Below are 18,879 nucleotides of genomic sequence, written 5' to 3'. Positions count from 1 at the left end.
CCACCACCCGGAACCGCCGCCGCCTCCGAGCCGCCCGGCGGTCCGGCGCCGGCGGGTGCCGCCGGTCCGTCCTCGGCGGGTGCCGCCGGCCCGGTTGCGGCGGCCGGACATCCACCGCCGGTGATCTCCGCGGAACAGCCCGGGCCGATTCCCGCAGAGCGGGACGCTCGGCAGACCAGCAACCCGGTGCCGTCCTCCGCCGCCCGTCCGAGGCGATCCCCCGGCCGCCAGCGCCCGGCGCACGATCACGTCGGCCGCCATCGCGCCGGCTGACGACGGTCCCTCCAGGCGGTTCTCTCCCGCATCTTCTCCGGTACGCGGTGGATCGCCCCCGGCGACCAGCCCTGTCCCGCGTGTGCCACGCGAGGCGCTGCCCACTCCCGGCCGTGCCGCGCCCGCCGGGCTCGAGCGGCCGGTCCCTCTCCACGACCGGAGCCGGTGACGAGCGGCGTTCAGCGGTGACCGGGGTGCCGGCCGCGCGATCGGCGGACCGGACCTGGTGACGTGCGGCGCTCGGCGGTGACCGGAGTCCCGGCCGGGCGATCCGGCAGACCGGAGCTGATGATGAGTGACGCTCAGCGGTGACCGGGGTGCCGTTCGGGCGATCGGCGGACCGGAGCTGATGATGAGCGGCGTTCAGCGGTGACCGGGGTGCCGTTCGGGCGATCGGCGGACCGGAGCTGGTGACGTGCGGCGCTCGGCGGTGACCGGGGTCCCGGCCGGGCGATCGGCAGACCGGAGCTGACGATGAGTGACGCTCGGTCGGGGCCGGGCGGTCGGCGCTATCGATCGCCGGGACGTCGATCCGGAGACGTCTCATCCGGATCCGTGCTGTCGAACTGTGCGGCTTCCGGTCGCGTCTCCGGCCGGGTGAGCGGCCCGGACGCCGCCGGGCCGGCGGGCTGCCGGCGCAGGCGGGAGTGGCGATACCCGTAGGCCGCGTAGATCACCAGGCCGACCGCGAGCCAGGCGATGAACCGGATCCAGGTGTCGAGCGGGAGGTCGGCCATCAGGTAGACGGCGAACAGGACGCCCAGGATCGGAAGCAACGGGGACCACGGCACCCGATACGGGCGAGGCATGTCCGGCCGGGTCCGGCGCAGGATTATCACGCCGATGTTCACCAGCACGAATGCGAACAGCGTGCCGATGTTGACCAGCTCCACGATGGTGCCGAGCGGGACCAGCGCGGCCAGCACGGAGATCAGCAGGCCGAGGATGACGGTGAGCCGGGCCGGCGTGCCGTACCGGCGGTTGACCGCCGCCAGCCGGCGCGGCATCAGGCCGTCGCGGCACATGGCGAAGAAGATCCGGGTCTGGCCGTAGAAGATGACCAGGACCACGCTGGTGATCGCGACCACCGCACCGAGAGCGAGGATCGCGGCCGCCCAGTTCAGCCCGGCGCCCTCGTCGAGAGCCGTGGCCAGCGGCGCGTCGCTGCCGGACATCTGCTCGGGGGTGGCGATCCCGATCGCGCCGACCACCGTCAGCACGTAGAACACCGTGCAGATCAGCAGCGAGCCGAGGATGGCCAGCGGCAGGTCCTTGGCCGGGTTGCGGGCCTCCTCGCTGCCGGTGGAGACCGCGTCGAACCCGATGTAGGCGAAGAAGATGATCGCGGCCGCCGCGGTCACGCCGTCCACGCCGGCCGGGGCGAACGGGGTGAAGTTGCCGGTGCTGAAGTTCGCGAACGCCACCACGATGAAGAAGACCAGCACGGCCAGCTTGACGGCCACCATGATCAGGTTGACCCGCGCGCTCTCGGTCACGCCGCGGACCAGCAGCAACGTGATCGCCAGGACGATCAGGACGGCCGGCAGGTTGAAGACGCCGCCGTCCTCCGGAGACTTCGAGATCGCGTCCGGCAGCGCGACGCCGAACGCCGCGTCCAGGAACGCGTTGAGGTTGCCACCCCAGCCGACAGCGATCGCGGCGACCGACACCCCGTACTCCAGGATCAGGTCCCAGCCGATCACCCAGGCGACCAGTTCGCCCAGCGTGGCATAGGCGTAGGTGTAGGCGCTGCCGGCGACCGGGATCGACGACGCCAGCTCGGCGTAGGACAGCGCCGAGAAGGCACAGGCCACCGCGGCCAGCACGAACGACAGGATGACGGCCGGCCCGGCAAGGCCCGCGCCTTCGCCGATCACCACGAAGATGCCGGTTCCGATGATCGCGCCGACGCCCATCGCGGTCAGGTGGGTGATCCCGACCGCCCTCTTGAGCGTGGCTTCCTCTCCGGACGTCTCGTGGATCATCGACCGTACGTCGCGGATCGCGAACAGTCCTGATCTGGCCATGCCGCGCCCCCTCCATCAGCCCGCCTCAGGCCACCGTCAACCCTGTTCCCTGGTTCCGCAAGCGGGACGCCGAGTTGATCAGCGCGATGTGGGAACCATTGCGTCCCGAGTTGCCGCCGGTCGGCGAGTGTGGTGGATGAGGTTCGACATGGCCTGTCCGCGTGGTACCGCCGGGATCGGGCCGTCACCGCGGGCCGGACGGGCAGCGGCGGCCCCGCCGATGAGAAACCCGTGAGCGTACGCGTTGTGCGCCGTGATCGCCGTCTTCCACGGCAGCCTGCGAGGGTGGCCGCGACGGCTGTACGGTGGACGAACGGGCAGTCAGCCAGCTCGGAGGGCGTGATGGGCGAGGCCGTGATGACGACACGGCGGCAGGCCGACGGCGCGACCGTGGTCGACGTTCGCGGCAGCCTCGACGCGGCCACTGTCGACGGGCTGCGTTCGGCGGTTCTGGAGACGCTTCAGCGCGACCGTCCCCGGCTGATGATCGTGGATCTGACGTTCGTGACGTTCATGGATTCGATGGGCGTCGGCATGTTGGTCGCCGGTCACGAGGCGGCCCGTGACCTGGGTGCCCGCTTCCTGCTGCGCAATCCGAGCGAGTTCGTGCACCGGCAGCTGCGGATCACCGGGCTGACCAGCCTGTTCGGCCTGCCGTCCGAGTCGGGGGCGCAGCCCTACTGGATTTGAGTGTCCGGCCGGCCGGGTGTGCGGCTCACCGGATCCGGGTGTCAGTGTGCCACCGGGAAGCGGATCGGGCCGCGGATCAGGCCGGAACGGCGCCGCCGCAGCGTGCCGGCACGCCGCAGACCGGGCATCCGTTCGGCCAGTCGCTGCAACGCGACGGTCGCCTCCAGCCGGGCCAGCGGTGCGCCGACGCAGTAGTGGATGCCGCTGGAGAAGGCCAGGTGGTCGGCTTCCGCGACACGGTGGATGTCGAAACGGGCGGCGTCGGTGAACACGGCCGGGTCGCGGCCGGCCGCCCCGAGCAGGGTGACCACGAACTGGCCGCGCCGGACCGCCCGGCCGGCGATCTCGACGTCCTCGAGCGCGCACCGCGCGGTCCGCTGCACCGGTGGATCCCAGCGCAGGGTCTCCTCGACGGCCGGCCCGGCGAGCCCGGCCGGGTCGGCGCACAGGGCCGCCCACTGGCCGGGGTGGTCGAGCAGGGCGCTGACCGCGTTGCCGATCAGGTTGACCGTGGTCTCGAAGCCGGCCACCAGCAGCAGCCGCAGTAGCGGCATCATCTCGGCGGTCTCGACCTGGGCGCCCTCGGCGGCCAGCAGCCGGCCGACCACGTCGTCCGGCCGCGCGGGCATCGTCCGGCGTGTGGCGACGAGCCGGGCGAAGACGTCTTCCAACTCCCGGCTGGCGGTGATCAGGCGGCTCGCGTGGCGGAGCGAACGGATGCCGTCGAGAGCGCTGCCGAAGGTGGCGCCGTGTTCGGCGAACCGGCTCGCGTCGGCGTCCGGCACGCCCAGCAGGTCGGTGATCACCGCGATCGGCAGCGGCGCGGAGAATTTGCTGACCAGGTCGAAGGTCTCCGCCGCGGAGGCTTCCTCGAGGAGCTTGTCGACGGTCTGCTCGATCTGGGGGCGGAAGCCGGCGATCTGCCGCGGGCTGAACGACGGCTGGGCCAGACGGCGCAGTCGGGTGTGGTCGGGCGGGTCGCGATCCAGGAAGGACATGTCGACCTGGGTGCCCGGTGGGGGCGGGCCGACGTTGTCCGCGGCGCGCACCCCGAACCGGCGGTCCCGCAGCACGGTGTCACACACCCGGTGGCTGGGGGTGACGTAGTTGCCGAGACGGGTGGGCGTCAGGTCACCCTGAGCGCGGAGACCGTCATAGACCGCGTACGGGTCGCGGCGGCCGGGCGCCAGGTGCAACCGGGACATCGGGTCGCCGCGCAGGTAACCGTGGTAGGCGACGGACAGCCGGTTCGCGTACAGGGTGGTGGCGAAACGCAGGGCCCGCACGGTGCCCTCCTCCCGAAGGTGCCTACCGGCAGCCTAGGGGAGGAGGGCGAGCGGGGCACTCAGCTGGTCTCGGCGACGTACCCGATCAGGTGGGCGAGGGCCGCGTTCCAGTTGATGGTGAGCTCGTTGGTGGACCAGGACTGGATGTCGTCGATGTAGCAGAACTGGCCGGTGCAGCCCTTGAGCAGGTTCTGCGCGACCGGGTCCTGGATCGACGAGTTGGGGCCGCCGGCCAGGGTGCCGGCGGGCGGGTGCGGCAGCGACGGGTCGAGCTGTGCGGCGTACCAGCGGCTGTGCTGGTTCTTCGCGTTGACCTCGCCGTAGCCGGTGACGTAGGAGATGTTCAGGGCGTTGCGGCCGAACAGGTAGTCCAGGCCGGTCAGCAGCCCGTCGCGGTAACGGTCCCCGCCGGTGAGCCGGTGGGCCGCGGCGATCACCACCAGGTTGTTGGCGATGACGCTGCTGGAGCCCCAGTCCCAGACGTTGTTCGCGGGCGCGTAGCCGACGCCGTACGGGTGCTGCCTCTGGATCGCCAGGTACTCCTCGGCGCCCTTGACGACCTGGGCCTTGACCGCCGCGAGACCGGGCAGCCGGTTCGGGGTGAGGGCGAGGTCCAGTTTGGCGGCGGCCGCGGTGACCGCCCAGTCGAACGCGACCGGGCCGAACACGTCGGCGGTGTGCTCCGGCGACGCCAGGACGTCGGCCGCGTACTTCTTCTCGCCGGTGGTCAGGTACAGCTCGGCGGCCGCCCAGTAGAACTCGTCGGACACCTTGTCGTCGTTGTAGGGGCCGCCGCCGGTGCCGTCGGACGCGGGAGCGTACCGGGCCGGGTTCGCCTTGGCGGCGTCGTAGGCGGTGCGCGCGGCAGCGAGGGCACGGGCCGCGAAGGCCGCGTCGAACGGCTTGTAGAGGCGGGCCGCCTGGGCCGCGGTGGCGGCCACGTTCAGGGTCGCCGCGGTGGAGACCGGGTGCAGCTCACGGGGCTGCGGGTCGAGGTGCGGCAACAGCGGCAGACCGGTCCACGCCTGATCGTGGATCTTGTGGTGGACCAGGCCGGCGTTCGGCTTGCCGGCCGGGACCTGCATGCTGAGCAGGAACTCCAGTTCCCAGCGGGCCTCGTCGAGGATGTCCGGCACCCGGTTGCCGCTCTCCGGGATGGTGAGGTTCACCTTGCGGGAGCCCTTGTTGTGCTCGTACTCCGACAGCAGCTCCCAGACCGAGATGCCGCCGTTGACGACGTATTTGCCGTGGTCGCCGGCGTCGTACCAGCCGCCGCGCACGTCGAGGGTGTAGTCGCAGACGCCGGGCTGGCAGGGCACCGCGCCGTCACCCTGGTTCGGGGCGACGTCGACGTGACCGGCCGGGCGGCCGTACCCGGGCCGCAGGTCGTCACGGATCTCGATGCCGGAGCGCTGGGTGTAGTACAACTCGAGCGCGTCGGTGCGCAGCTGGTCGTACGCCCCGGGTTTGATGTCGAAGGGTCGTGAGGTCTCGCCGTCGGCGGTGAGGGTGAGCCCCGCGGCCTTGTGGCGATAGCCGCCGAAGTCGATGGTGTGGACGTTCTGGCCGGAGGAGACGTCGACGCCGCGCGGCTTGGTGACGCCCCGCTTGACGACGGTTCCGGCGCTGGTGCGCAACTCCCAGGGCAACGCGGTGGTCGACGCGGTGACCAGGGTGGCGCCCTTCGAGCCGTCCGGCAGGTAGGCGACCTGGTTGACCCGCACGCGCGGCCCGGTGTCCGGCTCGTAGACCTCCGGCGGCACGCCGCCGACCAGCGAGACGTTGTCCACGCAGAACCGCCACGGGTCCGGGCTGCCGCCGACCTGGAAGGCGACCTGGCCCTGCGCGGTGCTGGTGCTCGCGGTGAACGTGTACTCGTAGTGGGTGAGGTCGCCGAGGACGGGCGACTGCTCGAAGTAGGTGTCGTAGGGGCTGACCGACAGCCCGGTGATGGCCCGGACCACGTGGCCGGCGTCGCCGGAGGCGTCGAAGGCGAACCGGTACGTCTCGCCGGCGACCAGGTCGATGTCGTTCTGCCCGACCGCGGCGTCCCAGCGGTTGGTGGTGCCGCCGGGGACGTTCACGCAGGCGCGGCCGTCGGTGAGCTCGATGGTCATGCCGCCGTTGGCCCAGAACGGGTCGGCGCCGTTGTCGAAACCGCCGTTGACGACCTGTTCGACTTCTTCGGCGTAGGCCGGCGCCGCGGCGCCGGCGATCATGAGGGTGGTGACTGTGGCTATCGCTAGGGAGCGCTCCCATAGAGGCATGGACACATCTTGATTGCGTACGTGTTACGCGTCAACGCCCCTGGTCACGGATCCACGCGTCGATCAGTCCGCCGAAGTGCGCCAGGAACTTCTCGTGCTCGTGCACCGGATACATGGCCCGGACCGTCTCGCGGAGCAATGACCGGAATTCCTGCGAATCGACCCAGCTGAACACGATCTCGTCCAGATTGCCCAGGCTCTTCTCGCAGAACTCCCGGTACCGGTCCACCTCGAAGTACTCGTCGGCGAGCAGGCGGTAGCCGTCCAGCTTGTCGGCGTACGTCCGGTCCCGGTCCTCGGCGATCGCGAAATAGTCGGCGGTGTTCATGTCGATCCGTGGCCGCCGGCCCGTCACCACACAGAACACCGTCCACCGCACCAGCGCCGTCATGGCCCACGGAAAGTAGTAGTGCAGCGAGGTCAGCGCCACGTCCGGGCAGGCGTTGGCGTAGTCGATCGGGTGCACGTCGTCGCCGCGCACCAGCGACTCGCAACTGTTGAACTCCCAGCGGAAGAACGCGTTCACCAGCCGGGAGATCGTCACCACCTCGTCGCCCGCGGACGCCGACAGGAAATGGTGATCCACCTCGTACCGGGCGTGCATCGGCTGCTCCGGGCGGAACTTCATCACCATCGTCTCCGGGCCGATGCTCAAGCTCCGGGCGAACACGTCGTAGCCCTCCACCGACGCCTGCAGGTGCATCAGCCGCTCACCGGACGCGTCGTACGCCGAGTGCAGCTCGGCCTGATTGCGGATCTTCGACACCCCGACCCAGGCGCCACCGTCGTACGGCTTCATCCACAGCGGGTAGCCGACCGAGGCCGCCGTCGCCTCCAGGTCGAACGGCCGGTTGTAGCGGGCCGCAGTGTACGCCCACCGCGAGTTCTCCAACGGATTCTTGTACGGCACCAGAACCGTCTCCGGCACCTTCAGCCCGAGCCGCATCATCGCGCAGTAGGCCGCGTGCTTCTCCATCGACTGGAAGGTGAACGGGCTGTTCAGCAGGTAGACGTCGTCCATCAGCGCGATCTTCTTGAGCCACTCCCGAGGGTGGTAGTACCAGTACGCGAGACGGTCGATCACCAGGTCGTGCCGGGGGCGGTCACGCAGGTTGAAGGGTTCGATCGTCACGCGTACCGGCCGGGCCCGGTGGGTGCGGCCGTCCGGCGTGGTGACCAGCCCGAGCCGGCGCAGCAACGCCTCGTAGGCGCGCGGCCAGTCGTCCTCGGTGCCCAGCAGCATTCCGATGGTGTGCTCGACGTCGGCCACGTCGCCTCCCCTTCGCAGATCAGTCCGGCCACACCCGGCGCAGGAGATCGGTCAGATGCGGGTGCAGAGCGTCACGCCAGCCCGTCCACGTGTGCGCGTCCGGGTTCTCCGCGAACGCCACGGGGTACCCCTGTTTTCGCATGAAATCCGCCATGTCGCGGTTGTTCGCCAGGTTCTCCTCGGCGGCGCCGCACGTCATCGCCACCGGCACCGCCGGACCGGTGGACGCGGCCCGCATCCGGCCGGTGAACCGTACGATCCGCCCCCACCGCCGGAAACCGGACTCCTGCCGGTCGTACCGCGGCTGGAAGTAGCTGCCGGACTGCAGGAACAGGCCCGCGAAACCCTCCGGGCACGCGCGCTGGGCGTGCAGCATCGCCAGCGCGCCCAGGCTCACCCCGGCCCCGATCACCGGGCCCGCGCCCAGCGCCGCCCGGATCCGCGGCAGGATCCGCCGCCCGAGCAGCGCCGCATAACCCGGATCGGCCGAATACCACTCCTCGCGCCACCGCACCGGCAGCAGGACCAGGTGAAACGGGACCCCGGTGGTCGCCGCGAACCGCCCCAGACCACCCAGCCGGTCGTAGTCGGCGCCGTCGTGCGCCACCAGCGCCCGGCCGGTCGCCGCCGACGGCGACCACACGACTGCCGTGCCCAGGCCGGGCAGGCGCAGCCGCCGCCGCACACCCGGGGCCGCCGGCACGGTGAGCCACTCCGGTTCGGCGTAATCCGGGCAGCGCAGCTCGCGCGGGCCCTCCTCGCTGCGCGTGCCGTCGGCGTGGGTCAGCTCCAGCCGGTACTCCAACCGCCACAACGGCGGCCGCTCCCGGCACAGCTCCCAGCTCCCGAGCTCGGGACGGTACGCCAGATCGGCGCGGAACGCCGAGGAGAGCACCCGGACCCCGGACAGCCGCCGCCCGGGGTCGTGACGACGGAACCGCAGCACGGCGCCGTCACACCACGCCCCGCCGGCACCCTCCATGAACGCACCCTAGCGCCGCGCGGCGCCACCCGCTCGGCGTTGCTCACGCTCCGCTACGTCCCGCGACCCCTCCGGTGGATCGTCCAGGGCCATGCCGCGGCCATGGGTGATCCACCGGACAGGCCCTAAAGTCGGGGCATGCGGATCCGGATCGAAGGTCATGACCTCCCGGGCCGGGCGAACGGCCCGCAGTCGGAGCAGCTCCGGCTGGCCGGTGTCCAGGTCGGGGTGCAGCGCCGCAAGGAGGTCGTCGGCCGGGTGCCGGTCCACGCCGACCGTGCCGTCTGGGAGCTGGACGTGGACACCCGTGAGGTCGGCGACGGCCTGGTCGACGTCGGCGGCCCGTGGGTGCACGGCCGTCCCGGCGCCCGCTTCCTCTATCTGAGCTGGGGCGCGACCGGGCACGGCGACGACTTCGCCATGTTCCGGCGGGCGAAGCTGATGTTCGGCGACGTCCCGGGGGATCTGCTGCGGGCCGCCCTTCCGGGGGAACGCGCGCTGGTCGGGCGTCTCGGGCTCACCGGCCGGGACGGCGGGCCGCTCTGCGCCCGGGTCCACCCACCGGAGATCACCTGGACCCTGGAGTGACGCTGGTTACGCCGGGCGTGGCCGGGCCGTCGCCGGGGCCGGAAAGTGTCGGGGGGTCCGCCTAGAGTCGGCGGCATGACTGAGGTGGTCCGCGCGGGCGCGGCCGGGGTGCGGGTCCTGCACGGGCTGCTCCGGCCGGACGGGTCGCTGGGCCTCTGGGCGGAGGACGCCGCGGCCGCGGCCGCCTTCACCGCCGGGCGCGGGGCCGCGCCGGAGCATCCGTTCGCGGCGCCGGCGTCCGGGTTGCCGGCGGGAGAGCCGCGGACCGTCACCGTCGTGCTGCCCTCGACCGGCGCCGGGCCGCTGGCCTCGCCACATCTCGGGCTGCCCGCCCGGCGCGGCACACCACGGGCCCGGCAGTGGCGGGTGCCGGTGGTGACGGTGCCGTTCCTCGACCTCGACCTGGTGGCCGAGTTCGAGGGCCGCGTCGCCCCGTCGGCCGGCTGGCTGGTCGAGTTCTGTGCCTTCGCGGCGAGCCTGGTCCGGCGCGGGCGGGTGCTGCCGTCCGTCCGGATCGAGGGGCCCCGGCCGTCGGCCCGCTGGCGGCCGGTCCTGACCGGCGCCGACGCGGTCCGCCGTGCCGCCCTGCTGGACCGGATGCCGCCGGCCTGCCGTGCCGAGGTTCCGCGGACCGGCGCCGACCCCTTTCCGATCGCGCTGGAGCGGCTGGTGGACGGTCTGGTGCGGACCAGACTGGCCGAGGCCGGGGTCACCCTGGCCGACTACGGCTGGCTCGCCGCGCTGACCGGGGAGCCGGAGTTCGAGGCCGCCCCGGCGCTCGCCGACGAGCTGGCCGGGCGGCTCGGCGCCTGGTTCGAGCAGGCCGCGCGGGGTGCCGAGGTGCGGGTCTGTTTCCGGCTGAGCGATCCGCGCGAGCACGAGCCGGTGATGCCCGACGAGGTGCCGCTGCCGGAGGACGCGTGGCGACTGGAGTTCCTGCTCCAAGCGGTCGACGAGCCGAGCGTGCTGGTGCCGGCCGCCGACGTCTGGCGGGACCGCTCGGCCCCGCTGCGCCGGTGGACCGCGCACCCGCAGGAGCGGTTGCTCGCCGGCCTGGGCCGGGCCGCCCGGCTCTACCCCGCCCTGGCCGGGGCGCTGCACGGCGCCCACCCCGGCGAGATGCTGCTCGACACCGAGGGCGCCCACCGGTTCCTGAGCCACGCCGCGCTGCTCGAGGAGGCGGGCTACGGGGTGTTGCTGCCGGCCTGGTGGCGCCGCCGGCCCAGCCTCGGGCTGTCGCTGGAGGTGCGTGGCCGCGACCCGGTCTCGCATGTGCTGCGTGACCGTGCCGTCGGGCTGCGTGAGCTCGTCGACTACCGCTGGGGGCTGGCGCTCGGCGGGCGCACGCTCACCGAGGACGATCTGACCGATCTGGCGAAGGCGAAGGTGCCGCTGGTCCGGTTGCGCGGCCGGTGGGTGTTCCTGGACCCGGAGCGGCTGGCCGCCGGGCTGACGTTCCTGAAACGCGGGGGCGGGCGGATGACCGCCGGCGACGCGCTGCGGGTGATGCGCCTGCTGCCGCCCGAGGAGCTGCCGCTGCCGGTGACCGACGCGCGTGGCGAGGGCTGGCTGGCCGACCTGCTCGCCGGGCGGCTCGACCAGCGGCTCGAGGTCCTCGATCCGCCGGAAGGGCTGGTGGGGACGCTCCGGCCGTACCAGATCCGGGGTTTCTCCTGGCTGGCGTTCCTCGACTCGCTCGGGCTGGGCGCCTGCCTGGCCGACGACATGGGCCTCGGCAAGACCGTCCAGCTGCTGGCCCTGCTGCTGCATCACCGGGCCGGGCCGGCGCTGCTGATCTGCCCGCTGTCCGTGCTCGGCAACTGGCAGCGCGAGGCGGCCCGGTTCGCCCCCGGGCTGCGGGTGCGGGTGCTGCACGGCGCCGATCGGGAGGCGCCGCAGGCTCTCGCCGGCGAGGCCGACATCGTGCTCACCACCTACGCGACCGCCGTGCGCGACGCCGACGCGCTGGCCGCCGTCTCGTGGGACCGGGTGGTGCTCGACGAGGCGCAGCACATCAAGAACAGCGGGGCGGCGACCGCACGGGCGGTGCGCCGCTTCCCGGCGCGCAACCGGATCGCGCTGACCGGCACCCCGGTGGAGAACAGGCTGGCCGAGCTCTGGTCGATCCTCGACTTCGTCAACCCGGGGCTGCTGGCGTCGGCACACACGTTCCGGGCCCGGTTCGCCGTCCCCGTCGAACGGTACGCGGACGAGGACGCCGCCGCCCGCCTGCGCCAGGCGACCCGGCCGTTCCTGCTCCGGCGGACCAAGGCCGACCATGGCATCGCCGCCGAGCTGCCGGTCAAGCGGCACGTCCGGCACCTGTGCGGGATGACCACCGAGCAGGTCAGCCTCTACCGCGCGGTCCTCGACGACCTGCTGAAGCGGCTCGCCGAACCCGGCGAGAAATGGCGCAAGGGCCTCGTGCTGGCCGCCATGACGAAACTCAAGCAGGCCTGTGTGCACCCGGCGCTGCTGCTCAAGGACAACTCGCCGCTGGCCGGCCGCTCCGGCAAGGTGGACCGGCTCGAGGAGATCGTCGACCACGCGCTCGGCGCCGGGGAGAGCCTGCTGTGCTTCACCCAGTTCGCCCGGTTCGGGGCGATGCTCACCCCACATCTGGCGGCCCGGTTCGGCGTGCCGGTGCGCTACCTGCACGGCGGGACACCGCGGGGCGCCCGCGACGCCATGGTCGCCGAGTTCCAGCGGGCCGACCGGCCGGGAGTGTTCGTGCTGTCGCTCAAAGCGGGCGGCACCGGGCTCAACCTGACCGCCGCCAACCATGTGGTGCACGTCGACCGCTGGTGGAACCCGGCGACCGAGACCCAGGCGTCGGATCGCGCCTTCCGGATCGGCCAGCGACGCGACGTCCATGTGCACACGCTCGTCTGCCTCGGCACCCTGGAGGAGCGCATCGACCGGGTGCTGGCCGACAAGGGGATCCTCGCCGAGCGGGTGGTGGGCACCGGCGAGGGCTGGCTGAGCGCCCTGTCCGCGAGCGAGCTGCGCGACCTGTTCGCTCTGGCCCCGGAGGCGATCGTTGACTGAGTTCCCGTTGGCCTTCCTCGGCATGCTCGAGGCGTTGCGGATGGGCCCGACCTTCGCCCGCGGGCGGCGCGACGAGCGCGCCGGGCACGTGCGCAGCCTCACCGTCTCCGGCAGCCTGGTGGTCGCCCTGGTCCGTGGGCCGGACGATCCGGCCGCCTTCCGGTCACGCATCGCGGTCCGGGCCTTCGGGGCGTCCGAGTGGGCCCGGGTGGAGACCGCGCTGGTCGCCGAGGCGCGGTTCGCGGCCGGCCTGCTCGACGGGCGGATGCCCGACGGCATCGAGGCGGTCTTCGCCGGGGCCGGGCTGAGCCTGCTGCCGCTGTCACTGGACGAGGTGGCGATGGACTGCACGTGCGAGCGCTGGCCGATGCCGTGCGCCCACCTGGCCGCCACCTGCTATGCCCTGGCCCGTGCGTTCGAGACGGACCCGTTCGAGGTGTTCACCTGGCGGGGGCGGTCACGGGACGAGCTGCTGATGCGCCTGCGGCGTCTGCGTGAGGCGGCGGCCGTCGACGCGGCCCGGTCCGGCGCGACCGCGCGCCCGGGTGCGGCCGGTGGCGGCGATCCGGCCGGGTCCGGTCCGGCCGGGTCCGGTCCGGCAGGTGGCGGCGATCGGGTCGGGGCTGATCCCGATCCGGCCGCCGGCGCGTTCCGGGCCGGTCACTCCGGGGTGGCCGGCGCCGCCGGATCAGGTCCGGGTGAGCGCCGCGGATCGGTGTGGGCCGAGGCAGCCGACCCGGTGTCGTTCTGGGGATCAGCCGAGCCACCGCAGGCGGGATCGGGCCCTGCCGGGGCCGGGAAGCCGGCTTCCCGGCCCCGGAGCGAACCGAGGCCGATCTCCCGGACTGCGGTGCAGGCGAGCGCGGCGGGTGAGCCGGCGGTCGGGCCGGGTGGGCCGGCGGCTGGCACGGCGGGGTCGAGCGTGGCCGGTGAGCCGGCGGCCGGGCCGAGTGTCTGGGATGAGCGCGCGGCCGGGCCGAGTGTCTGGGATGAGCGCGCGGCCGGGCCGGGTGAGCGTGCGACGGGCGCGGCCGGGGCGGGCGATCCGCCACCGGTGGGGGCTTTCGAGGGCGTGCGTGCGGATGCACTTCTCGATCAGCTCGACGCGCCTGGGCTGGTTCATCATGGGCGGCCGGTCACGGAAGTGCTGCGGCCCGCCTACCTCGCTCTACCCGATGGCGAATTTGTTACTGGATGACCGTTTTATCGTCATCGGCGCGACTTTTTCAATCCCGCGCCCGCCTCCGGTACGGGCTCGCTCGTGAAACGCATTTCCGCTGGTCAAGTGCGTTCTTTGGGCTAAACGCGCCGGTCTCGTTCCTGCCTTTACGGCCACTGTCTGGATCGTCCAAACGGCCGACATTCCGGTAAACGCCAGATTCGCCTCGCGGCCCATGATGAGCTAACGCACGTCATGGCGATTTGTCCTGAAAAGGTGTGACAATGAAAAACGCAAAGCGGATGTTGGCACTAGCGGGCATGACCCTGGCGGCCGGCGCGATGCTCGGAATCGCGCCCGCCCAGGCGGCGCCCGCCGCCGACCAGTCGTCCAGCACCACGACCGTCTCGAACGGCCCGCGCTGGGACTGGGACGACGAATACGTCGTCGGCGTGTACAACAACCCGTGGGAGTGCCGCAGCGCCGGCCGCTGGGGTGAGCGCGTCGGTTCGTGGGAGGACTACGACTGCTACGAGGCATGGGACCTCCGCTGGGGCCGCGTCTGGGTCCTCCAGGTCGAAGAGGACGACTGGGAGTGGGACGACTGGGACGGATGGCGCGGCGACTGGCCGCACCGCCCGCACTACATGTACGGCAGCCGGTACCACATCGGTGGCGCCTACTCCCACCCGTTCCGGAACCGTCACGGATTCAAGTACAGCCACCTGAACCACCGTGCGCACGACCCGTGGGACCGGTTCAACAAGTCGGACAGGTTCGACCAGTCGGACAGGTTCGACAAGATTGACAAGATCGACAAGGTCGATAAACACGGCAAGGCCCACAAGGCTGACAAGCGGGGCAGCGCCCACAAGGCAAACAAGATGCACAAGACGCACAAGAGCCCGCTAGGCGCGCTCAGCATCCAGACCCAGAACCGGATTCCCGGCTTCGGCAAGTGACCGGCTCCGGCAAGTGACCGGCTCCGGCAAGTGACCGACCGGACGGGCCGCACCACGTCGAAGGTGCGGCCCGTCCGGCTGTCCGTCACCAGGCGACCGGCACGTAGTCCTTCAGGAAACAGCCGTACACGTCCTCGCCGAGCTCCCCGCGGATGATCGGGTCATACACCCGGGCCGCGCCGTCGACCAGGTCGAGCGGGGCGTGGAAACCCTCCTCGTGCAGCCGCATCTTCGTCGGATGCGGGCGCTCGTCGGTGATCCAGCCGGTGTCGACGCTGGTCATCAGGATCCCGTCGGCGAACATGTCGTCCGCGCTGGTCCGGGTCAGCATGTTCAGCGCGGCCTTCGCCATGTTGGTGTGCGGGTGCCCGGCGCCCTTGTAGCCGCGGGCGAAGATCCCCTCCATGGCGGAGACGTTCACCACGTACCGTCTCGGGAACGACGAAGCCGTCATCGCCGCACGCAGCCGGCTCACCAGGATGAACGGCGCCGTCACGTTGCAGAGCTGCACCTCCAGCAGCTCCAGCGGATCGACCTCGTGCACCCGGTCGCTCCAGCTGTTCGTCGGCGTGACATCCGGCACCAGACCGCCCGCGTCGATCGCCACTGAACGAGCCGTCAACGCCATCTCGGTGATCTGCTGCGGCGTCAACTCGCTCACACCCGAGGTCAGCGCCGCCGCCGGCGACGCCCCCGCGGTGCCGAAATACTCCAGCTCGGGCAGACTGCCACCCGGCAACGGCTCCTTCTCGGCCGCCGCGATCGCCGCGTAGGAGCCCGCGGTACGGCGTACCGTCTGGGCCGCGTTGTTGATCAGAATGTCCAGCGGCCCGCGCGCCGCCACCGACTCGGCCAGACCCACCACCTGGGCCGGGTCCCGCAGATCGATGCCCACCACCCGCAGCCGATGCAGCCAGTCCGCGCTGTCGGGCATCGCCGTGAAACGGCGAACCGCGTCATGCGGGAACCGCGTCGTGATCGTCAGATCCGCGCCGTCACGCAGCAGGCGCAGCGCGATGTACATACCGATCTTGGCCCGGCCGCCGGTGAGCAGCGCGGTCCGCCCGGTCAGATCGGTGCGCGCGTCCCGCTTCGAGTGATTCAGCTCGGCGCAGCGCGGACACAGCTGGTGGTAGAACGCGTCCACCACGGTGAACCGCTGCTTGCACACGTAACACCCGCGAGCCTGCCTCAGGACCCCGGCAGTGGCGCCCCGCACCGTGCTGCGCAGCGGAATCCCGGCCGTCTCGTCGTCGATCCGCCCCGGCGCCCCGGTGGCCGTGGCCTCCGTCACCGCCCGGTCGTTCGCCAGCACCGCCTGCCGGCGCTCCCGCCGCCGCTGCAACTTCACCGTCTTGAACAGCCCCGCCGTCGCCCGCCGCACCGCCACCGCGTCCGGGTGGTCCGGCGCCAGCTCCTCCACCTCGGCCAGGACCGCGAGACACACCGCGAGCCGGTCCGGATCCACACCTACGGCGTCCGGGTATCCGGTCATTCCTAAGTTCCCCCTCTGTTCCAACCCGCACGCACTGTACTTACCGGCGCTCCTATCGGCCGACGGCGGAACCCCTTCAGTGGTACGGCGTTCGCCGTCCCGCACACAACCCGGCCGTTCCGTGGCGCACCCGCGACCTTCCTGCCGGCACCGGCAGTGCCGCGACCGCCGGGCTGATGCGCCCGGTCACCCCCGGGCCGCCCCGGCGGTGTGGCCGGTGACCCATTCCTGCTGGCCGCAGGCGCTGTCTCAACGCGAGTGAGGCAGCCCTGTCCCTGCTGGCTCATCAATCAAGCTCGCTACCAGCGCATGTCCGGTCCGGCCCCGCTTTGCCGGGCCTCACGACGCGGTGCCGGGTAGCGGAAACCGGACGTGGATCAGGCATTCGATGACCGGTGACCGGTGATCCGTAATCCGTGATCCGTGATCGGCGATCCAAGACCGGTGAAGACCCGTCCGCTGCGGCGGTTGCGCATGTAGACGGCATTGCGTGAACGGTGTGCTCGTCGCTGGGCAGGACCGGCGAGGTGACCCGGCCGGCCCGCGAGGGCTCCTCGGCGACCGCTGCTGACGCTGCCCCGTGAACTCCAGCGTGCGGCACCGGCCGGCCGCCACACGCCATCACCACCACGTTTACCGGCTGGCAGCGCACGCAGGAACGAATCCCCGTCCGGGGAGGCGGGACACGGATTTCGGCTATCTGTGTTCGGCAGACGTGACACCCGTAACGGGTGTCGTCACACCCACTCCGGGTGTCGTGTTCTCCGAGCACACATCGCCCTGGACGCCGGCCCTCCGCTCACCGGACGACAGGGCGCCGGAGTGCCAGTGCGACAGGGTGCACCGTCGGTGCGCTGTGCGCCGCCCGCCCGGCAGGCGGGCGGGCCGGGCAGGCAGGCGGGCGGGCCGGGAGGGCGGGCCGGGCAGGCAGGCGGGCGGGCCGGGAGGGCGGGCCGGGCAGGCAGGCGGGCGGGCCGGGAGGGCGGGCCGGGAGAGCGGGCGGGCAGGCGGGCGGGCGGCCGGGCGGGCAGGCGGGCGGGCCGGGCGATTTGGCCAGTAGGGTCAGCCATGACAGCCAGCCGGAAGAGACCAACCGGTGAGCAACCGGTCCACTCGCGACCGCCGACAGCCCGGATGGCCACGCGCGGGGCGAGGGCAGCCCGGAAGTCCCGGCTGGTGGGAGCAGCCGGGCGACGGGAGTGTCCACATGTCGGCCGGTGACCCATTCCGGCTGGCTGTCGGGGCTGACTCAACGCGAGTGAGACAGCGCCGACAGCCAGCCGGAAAGACCGGGGAACCTGCCGTCCCGCACTCGGAGGGGCACCGCACGCGTTCCGGGCCGGTCGTGACGGCTGGATGGTTTTGTGTCTGGTCCGCACGGCTGGTTCGCGTGGTGTGAGACCGTCCGCACGGCTGGGCCGGTCGTCACGGCTGTCTCGGGTGCTCCGAGATAGCCGTGCGAGGGCGGCTGGTGAGACCGTGCGGCTGCGGGCAGGTGGATCAGGACGGGCTCTGAGTGGAACCGGAGTCCGGATCGTCGGCGGCCGCCGGCCGTGCCGGGCCCGGATGGTCGGCCAGCGAGGCCGGGCGGCGGGCCTGCCGGTCGTAGGGGTGCTCACCCGAACCGGCGGACCAGGACGGGCCCCCGTTCGACGGACGGCGGCCCCGGCCGTGCTCGGGAACATGATCCGCGAGCGTGGCGGGCCGGGCCACCCCGCGAAGCCGGTCGTCGAGCGTCTCCGGCCGGCGTCCCGGCGTGGTCTCGTCGTCGATGCGTGGCACGCTCGGCGGAGTCTGCGGACGGTACGCCGGCGCTCCCGCGCTCACCGGGACGTTCGGCAGGTCGCCCAGCGAACGTGGCCGGAAGCCCGGAGCTCCGCCACTGACCGGGACGGCCGGCTGTTCCCCGGTCGAGGCGGTCAGCAGATCCTCCCGGTCGCGCGTGGGCTTGACCTCGACCGGTCCGCTGAGCCACTCGTCGAGCGTCTGTGGGCGGCGCGGCGCTGGGCTTACCGGTTCAACCTCCGAAGTCGCGCCGAACGCGGCCCCGGCCATCGGCTCCTCGGCCGGCTCCACACGGTGGCCGCCTTCGGTGGCGGGGCTGCCGGTCTGCGCCGTCTCGTCGGGTGCTGTGCCGTTGTCGTTCGCCGGAGTGGTGTCACCGGTCTCCGCCACCCCATCCGAGGTGAGCCCGGCGTCTGCGCTCGAGCCGTCGGTCTCGTCCAGGGCGGCCCTGCCGTCGCCGGTCTCGATCGTGGGGTGACCGCCGGCCGCCCCGGTCGTACGGACGTCCGCGCCGTCGGGGGCCTGACCGGGCGCGATGACTTCCGCGTCCGCGACCGGAGCGGCCTCTTCGGCGAGACCGGCGAGGTGTCCGCCGACTTCGGGCTCGGCGGCGGGATTCGCCTCGGGGGCGTCGGTGACTTCTCCGGACGGGAACGAGGCGTGTTCCGTGTGCGGGACGCTCGCTACGACCACGTTCGGGGCCGCCGGCTCCAGACGCTCCGCTGCTTCCGTCAGATCGGAGAACCGCCGTGCGACGTCGGCGTCCGCCGCCGGCTCGAACTCACCCGATGTCGGGACCACCGGCTGAGCGACGAGGTCCACCACTGTCGGCTCCGGCGCCAGGTTCACGACCGGCAGAGCGTCCGTGGGCGTCAGCGGCTCTGGAACCTCGGCTGTGGCGTTGGTCGATTCGGTTGGGGGTGTGTCGGTGGGCGTGGGTGGCTTCGGGTCCTCGGCTGTGGCGTTGGTCGATTCGGTTGGGGGTGTGTCGGTGGGCGTGGGTGGCTTCGGGTCCTCGGCTGTGGCGTTGGTCGATTCGGTTGGGGG

Annotated in this window: 12 protein-coding genes; 5 read left to right on the top strand and 7 right to left on the bottom strand. The window is 72.2% G+C overall.

From position 1 onward, the window contains the following. Positions 1–782 precede the first annotated feature (782 nt). On the bottom strand, positions 783–2,300 hold the full coding sequence (locus AB0I88_RS27840) for an amino acid permease (protein WP_361030739.1): 1,518 nt from the start codon (positions 2,298–2,300) through the stop codon (positions 783–785). Between the two features lie 342 nt (positions 2,301–2,642). On the opposite strand from AB0I88_RS27840, the gene AB0I88_RS27835 reads away from it, so the two are divergent. Continuing rightward, on the top strand, positions 2,643–2,990 hold the full coding sequence (locus AB0I88_RS27835; protein WP_361030736.1) for an STAS domain-containing protein: 348 nt from the start codon (positions 2,643–2,645) through the stop codon (positions 2,988–2,990). A 41-nt stretch (positions 2,991–3,031) separates the two neighbouring features. Here the strand turns inward: AB0I88_RS27835 and AB0I88_RS27830 are convergent, their stop codons facing one another. From AB0I88_RS27830 to AB0I88_RS27815, 4 genes are all read right to left on the bottom strand, one after another. Beyond that, complete coding sequence (locus AB0I88_RS27830; protein ID WP_361030734.1) at positions 3,032–4,276, bottom strand: cytochrome P450; 1,245 nt, start codon at positions 4,274–4,276, stop codon at positions 3,032–3,034. Between the two features lie 59 nt (positions 4,277–4,335). Next, positions 4,336–6,495, bottom strand: coding sequence for a glycoside hydrolase family 9 protein (locus tag AB0I88_RS27825; RefSeq protein ID WP_361030810.1), 2,160 nt, complete (start codon positions 6,493–6,495; stop codon positions 4,336–4,338). Positions 6,496–6,574: 79 nt separating this feature from the next. Then, positions 6,575–7,813 (bottom strand): hypothetical protein, encoded by a 1,239-nt coding sequence (locus AB0I88_RS27820; RefSeq protein ID WP_361030731.1) that lies wholly within the window; start codon positions 7,811–7,813, stop codon positions 6,575–6,577. 19 nt (positions 7,814–7,832) lie between these two features. Beyond that, positions 7,833–8,795 (bottom strand): esterase, encoded by a 963-nt coding sequence (locus tag AB0I88_RS27815; protein WP_361030728.1) that lies wholly within the window; start codon positions 8,793–8,795, stop codon positions 7,833–7,835. A 138-nt stretch (positions 8,796–8,933) separates the two neighbouring features. Here AB0I88_RS27815 and AB0I88_RS27810 point away from each other — a divergent pair, with 138 nt between their 5' ends. The 4 genes from AB0I88_RS27810 (at position 8,934) to AB0I88_RS27795 (ending at position 14,552) form a co-directional block, all read left to right on the top strand. Then, positions 8,934–9,383 (top strand): DUF5990 family protein, encoded by a 450-nt coding sequence (locus AB0I88_RS27810; protein WP_361030725.1) that lies wholly within the window; start codon positions 8,934–8,936, stop codon positions 9,381–9,383. Between the two features lie 75 nt (positions 9,384–9,458). Next, positions 9,459–12,431: a DEAD/DEAH box helicase gene (locus tag AB0I88_RS27805; RefSeq protein ID WP_361030722.1), complete on the top strand. Its 2,973-nt coding sequence runs from the start codon at positions 9,459–9,461 to the stop codon at positions 12,429–12,431. Continuing rightward, positions 12,424–13,629: a hypothetical protein gene (locus AB0I88_RS27800; protein WP_361030719.1), complete on the top strand. Its 1,206-nt coding sequence runs from the start codon at positions 12,424–12,426 to the stop codon at positions 13,627–13,629. Before AB0I88_RS27805 ends, AB0I88_RS27800 begins: the two co-directional genes overlap by 8 nt. A gap of 245 nt (positions 13,630–13,874) precedes the next feature. Further along, positions 13,875–14,552 carry a hypothetical protein gene (locus AB0I88_RS27795; RefSeq protein WP_361030716.1) on the top strand — a complete coding sequence of 226 codons (678 nt, stop codon included), beginning with the start codon at positions 13,875–13,877 and terminating at the stop codon, positions 14,550–14,552. A gap of 85 nt (positions 14,553–14,637) precedes the next feature. On the opposite strand, the gene AB0I88_RS27790 is transcribed toward AB0I88_RS27795, so the two are convergent. Both AB0I88_RS27790 and AB0I88_RS27785 read right to left on the bottom strand, forming a co-directional pair. Next, on the bottom strand, positions 14,638–16,047 hold the full coding sequence (locus AB0I88_RS27790; protein ID WP_361030713.1) for an SDR family NAD(P)-dependent oxidoreductase: 1,410 nt from the start codon (positions 16,045–16,047) through the stop codon (positions 14,638–14,640). 1,500 nt (positions 16,048–17,547) lie between these two features. Beyond that, positions 17,548–18,681, bottom strand: coding sequence for a hypothetical protein (locus AB0I88_RS27785; RefSeq protein ID WP_361030710.1), 1,134 nt, complete (start codon positions 18,679–18,681; stop codon positions 17,548–17,550). Positions 18,682–18,879: the final 198 nt, after the last annotated feature.

Source organism: Actinoplanes sp. NPDC049802, assembly GCF_040656595.1.
Classification (GTDB): Bacteria; Actinomycetota; Actinomycetes; order Mycobacteriales; family Micromonosporaceae; genus Actinoplanes.
This window is presented reverse-complemented; position numbering and strand designations above follow the sequence as displayed.